This window comes from Streptomyces silaceus (assembly GCF_001419745.1).
In the GTDB taxonomy this organism is placed as follows: Bacteria; Actinomycetota; Actinomycetes; order Streptomycetales; family Streptomycetaceae; genus Streptomyces; species Streptomyces silaceus.
Map to the genome: position 1 here is coordinate 1 of NZ_LIRJ01000617.1, position 4924 is coordinate 4924.

Annotated in this window: 2 protein-coding genes and 1 pseudogene; 2 read left to right on the forward strand and 1 reads right to left on the reverse strand. The window is 75.5% G+C overall.

Annotated elements, in window-relative coordinates; translation table 11 throughout:
• Positions 1-412: pseudogene (locus AOK22_RS37765) on the reverse strand (ATP-binding protein); the annotation flags it as partial.
• Between the two features lie 157 nt (positions 413-569).
• Here AOK22_RS37765 and AOK22_RS37770 point away from each other — a divergent pair.
• Both AOK22_RS37770 and AOK22_RS37775 read left to right on the forward strand, forming a co-directional pair.
• Positions 570-3395 (forward strand): FAD-binding and (Fe-S)-binding domain-containing protein, encoded by a 2826-nt coding sequence (locus tag AOK22_RS37770; protein WP_055703171.1) that lies wholly within the window; start codon positions 570-572, stop codon positions 3393-3395.
• Positions 3396-3533: 138 nt separating this feature from the next.
• Positions 3534-4679, forward strand: coding sequence for an SPFH domain-containing protein (locus AOK22_RS37775; RefSeq protein WP_237773517.1), 1146 nt, complete (start codon positions 3534-3536; stop codon positions 4677-4679).
• Positions 4680-4924 lie beyond the last annotated feature (245 nt).

Sequence of the window (4924 nt, forward strand, 5' to 3'; positions counted from 1 at the left end):
CGGCGAGGGCGGCGGCGCGCTCGGACTCGGCGGTGCGGGCGCGCACGGTCAGTTCGGTCCGCTCGCGCGCGAAGAACTCGGTCAGCGCGGTGCGCTCACGGGCGAACTCCTCGGCACGGGCGGCCTGCTCCCGTACGAGCCGTTCGGTGTCCTGCCGTACGGACTCGGCCTGCCGGCGCAGGAGCCGAGTGCCGCGCAGGCCGTGGAAGGCGAGCGCCACGGCGGCGCTCAGCGCGAGGGCCGCGGCCCCGCACCCCCACGCCAGGGGGGGGCGCACGGAGGCGGGCGCGAGGGCGACGGCGGCTCCGGTGAGCGCCGCGGTGACCACGGCGCAGGCGAGCAGGACGAGCGCGGTCGGGCGCAGCGGAGGGTGCTCCGTCCCGGGGCGCGCGAGGGGGGTTGGCGCGGTCATCAAACGGGTTCCTCGATCGGAAGCGACACACTCTGCTCAAGTCTTGGCCACTATAGGAGAGTTGTCGACCATGTTGGGAATCTATCCTTCCGGATAGGGAGAAAACGGGTGGGGCGGGGTGGTCCCGAGGGGCCCCCGCGGATGCATCCTGGACGGCATGAGCGATCTCGACGACGGCCCCGACGGCCTGGCGAGGGACCTGCGCGCGGCCGTGCGCGGCGAGGTGGACCTCTCCGTCACCGCACGGGCCCTGCACACCATGGACGCCTCCAACTACCGCCGGGTGCCCGACGCGGTGGTCGCCCCGCGCGACGCCGACGACGTGGCGGCGGCCCTCGCGGTCTGCCGCGAGCGCGGCGTGCCGGTCGTGGCGCGCGGCGCGGGCACCTCGATCGCCGGACAGGCCACCGGAGTCGGCGTCGTCCTCGACCTCACCCGGCACATGAACCGCATCGTGTCCCTGGACCCCGGCGCCCGCACGGCCGTGGTCCAGCCGGGCGTCGTCCTGGACGACCTGCGCTCCGCCGCGGCCGCCCACGGGCTGACCTTCGGCCCCGACCCCTCCACCCACAGCCGCTGCACCCTCGGCGGCATGATCGGCAACAACTCCTGCGGGTCGCACTCGGTGGCCTGGGGCACGACGGCCGACAACATCCGCCGCCTGACGGTCGTCGGCGGCCAGGGCGGATCCCACCGCCTCGGCCACGGCTGGGACGGCGCCCCCGAGGGCCTGCGCCCCCTGATCGACCGTCACCTGGCGCTCCTGCGCACCGGCTTCCCCGACCTGCCGCGCCGCATCTCCGGCTACGCCCTGGACGCCCTGCTCCCCGAGCGCGGCCCGGACCTCGCCCGCGCCTTCTGCGGCTCGGAGGGCACCCTCGGTATCGTCACCGAAGCGGACGTACGCCTGGTCGAGGCGCCCCGCGCGCGGGCGCTCGCCGTGCTCGGGTACGCCGACGAGAGCGCCGCCGCCCAGGCCGCCGCCGGGCTCCTCCCGCACGGCCCGCTCACCGTCGAGGGCATGGCGGCCGACCTGGTGCGCGGTTCGTCCCACGCCGGCGGCCTGCCCGAGGGCGGGGCCTGGCTCTTCGTGGAGACCGGCGGCGACAGCCCGGCCGAGGCACGCGCGCGTGCCGAGTCGATCGTGCGGGCCGCCGACGTGACGGACGCCCTCGTCGTCGACGATCCGGCGGGACAGCGCGCCCTGTGGCGGGTCCGCGAGGACGCCAGCGGCACCGCGACCCGCATGCCCGACGGCAGCGAGGCCTGGCCCGGCTGGGAGGACTGCGCGGTGCCGCCCGCCCGACTGGGCGACTACCTCAAGGACTTCAGGGCGCTCCTGTCCGACCACGGCCTGCGCGGCACGCCCTACGGCCACTTCGGGGACGGCTGCATCCACGTACGCATCGACTTCGACCTGCTCAGCCGCGAGGGCGTCGCCCGTTTCCGGCGGTTCTCCGAGGACCTCGCCGAACTGGTCGTCGCGCACGGCGGATCCCTCTCCGGCGAGCACGGCGACGGCCAGGCCCGCGCGGAGCTGCTGCCGAAGATGTACGGACCCGAACTCGTCCGCCTCTTCGAACGCGTCAAGGACGTCTGGGACCCGGCGGGCCTGCTCAACCCCGGCATGCTGGTGCGCCCCGCCCCCCTCGACGCCGACCTCCGCTTCGCCCCGCTGCCCCGCGAGCCGGTCGACGTCGCCTTCGGCTACCCGCACGACGGCGGCGACTTCTCGGCGGCGGTGCGCCGCTGCGTCGGCGTCGCCAAGTGCCGTACGGCGGCGCCGGCGTCGCCCACCTCCGTGATGTGCCCCTCGTACCGCGTCACGGGCGAGGAGGAGCACTCCACGCGCGGCCGCGCCCGCCTGCTGCACGAGATGCTCGCGGGCGAGGTGGTGACCGACGGCTGGCGCTCCACCGAGGTCAGGGACGCCCTCGACCTCTGCCTGTCCTGCAAGGGCTGCCGCTCGGACTGCCCGGTGGGCGTCGACATGGCCACGTATAAGGCGGAGTTCCTCCACCACCACTACGAAGGCCGCCGCAGGCCCGCCGCCCACTACACGATGGGATGGCTGCCGCGCTGGCTGCGGGCCGTCGCCGCGACGCGCACGGCACCGCTCGTCAACGCCCTGGCCCGCGTCCGCCCGTTGGCGGCGCTCGGCAAGCGGCTCGGCGGGATCGACGCGCGGCGCCCGGTGCCGGAGGTGGCGACGCGGACGCTGCGTCAGTGGTGGCGCGGACGGCCACAGGACAGCCTGCCCGCCCGTCCCGACCTCGTGCTCTGGCCCGACACCTTCACCGACCACCTCGCGCCGTCGGTGGGCCGGGCCGCGGTGCGGGTCCTCGAAGCGGCGGGGCTCACCGTCGCGCTGCCGCCGGGCGGGGTGTGCTGCGGCCTGACGTACGTCTCCACGGGCCAGCTCGACCGCGCCCGCGCCGTCCTGCGCGCCACGCTCGACCGCCTGGCCCCGGTCCTGGAGACCGGCATCCCTGTCGTCGTCCTGGAGCCGAGCTGCGCCGCCGCCCTGAAGGCCGACCTCGCCGAACTCCTCGGCGACGATCCGCGCGCCCACCGCCTCGCCGCGTCGGTCCGCACGTTCGCGCAGGCGCTGGAGGAGCTGGCCCCGCAGTGGCGGCCGCCGCGCGTCGACCGCCCGGTCGTCGGCCAGACCCACTGCCACCAGCACGCCGTCCTCGGCGACGCGGCCGAGCGGCGACTGCGCGAGAAGGCGGGCCTGACCGGGGAGCTGACCGGCGGCTGCTGCGGACTCGCGGGCAACTTCGGCTTCGAACGCGGCCATTACGACGTGTCGGCGGCCTGCGCCGAGGAACAACTGCTGCCCGCGGTGCGCCGGGCCCCCGATGACGCGGTGGTCCTGGCCGACGGCTTCTCCTGCCGCACACAGCTGGACCAGCTGGCGCGGGTGAGGGGAGAACACCTCGCGGAACTCCTGGCGGCGGAACTCCCCGGCCCCACCGACTGATTCCAGGGACGAAAGTCCCGACCGGAAGGGACTTCTGCCGGTGCGCAAGGGTGTCCTTTTCCGGCAGGATCGGGATGGTTCATGATCATCTGTCGAGGCGTCAACTGACGTACGCCCGTGAGAGGTCTGGTTGTGCCCGTGCCGGAAGACCCGAAGGAACCCGCAGCGCCGAAGGGGCCAGGGAAACCGGACAAGCCGGGCGACAGCGGCGCGCTGCGCGAACTGGTCGTACGCAACCGTCATGACTCCATACCGATGGACCTGCTGTTCCGGGGCGACACGGCGAAACCGCGGCCCCCGGCGAAAACCCCCGAGGCGCCGCGCGCCACCGACGGCCCGCGCCTGCCGGCCCCCGCTCCTCCCCGCCCCGACCGCGACCTCGTCGAACGGCGCGGGCGCGCCTGCTCCGGCTGGTGGGCGCTGCTCGTGGCGCTGCTCGCCCTCGGCGGGGCCGGGGCGCTGCTCTGGTCGGGCGGCCTGCTTCCCGCACGGCTCACGGACCTCCTCCGCCTGCCCGAACGCCCGCCGGGCCAGGGGCTCGACGTCTGGCGCCAGGCGTCCGTCGGCGGCTGCGGGCTGGTCGTCCTGTTCGCGCTGGCGGGGCTCACCCGGGGGCGGATCGGAAGCGCGTGGACGCTGGCGCTGTTCGGGCGGTACCGGGGGAGCGTGCGGCGGACGGGGCTGGTGTGGATCAACCCGTTGGTGCTGCGCAGGCGGGTCGACGTGCGGCTGCGGCACTGGCGCAGCGAACCGATGGCGGCGGTCGACGCGCAGGGCGTCGAGCTGCGGGTGGTCGTCCTGGTCGTGTGGCAGGTCAAGGACGCGGCGCGGGCGCTGTTCACGGTCGACGACCACCTCGCGTATCTGCGGGAGCAGGTGGAGGCGGTGACCGTGCGGGTCGCGTCGCGGCTGCCGGCGGACTCCTTCGGCGAGCCCGCGGCGGACGAGCCGACGCTGCGGGACACGGAGGCGTTCGGGGACGCGCTGACCAGGGCGCTGGCCGCGGAGTGCCGGGCGGTGGGTGTCGAGGTCTTCTCGGCGCGGCCGACGCGGGTGGAGTACGCGCCGGAGGTGGCGGCGGCGATGCGGCGCCGTCAGCTCGCGGCGCTGGACGCCCGGCGGCGGGACGGGGTGGTGACGTCGGTCCTCGACGCGGTGGACGCGACGGTGAGCCGGCTGACGGAGCGGGGACTCGTGGCGTTGGACGACTACGAACGGAAGTCCTTGGTCAGGGACTTGACGGTGGCGTTCTCCACGGCGCGGGGGGCGTCGGACGCCCACTGAGCCGAAGGGTCCGGCGCCCTCGACCTCGCCGGTCCCGCCCCCCACCTTCATCGGGGCCCGGCCCCGGGACTGGCGCCCGCCTGCGCCGGGGCTGGAGCCACGCTCATCGCCGCCCGGCACCGAGTCCGTGCCCGCCCGCACCGGGCTTGGCGCCTCCTTCATCGCCGCTCTGCACCGGGGGCGGTGCCCACCCGGCACCGTGCGCATGCCCCGCCTGCGCCGGGGCTGGAGCCACACTTATCGCC

Bases quoted from the DNA above. Each gene is read 5' to 3' on its own strand.
- AOK22_RS37770 (WP_055703171.1), top strand. From the start codon at position 570: ATGAGCGATCTCGACGACGGCCCCGACGGCCTGGCGAGGGACCTGCGC.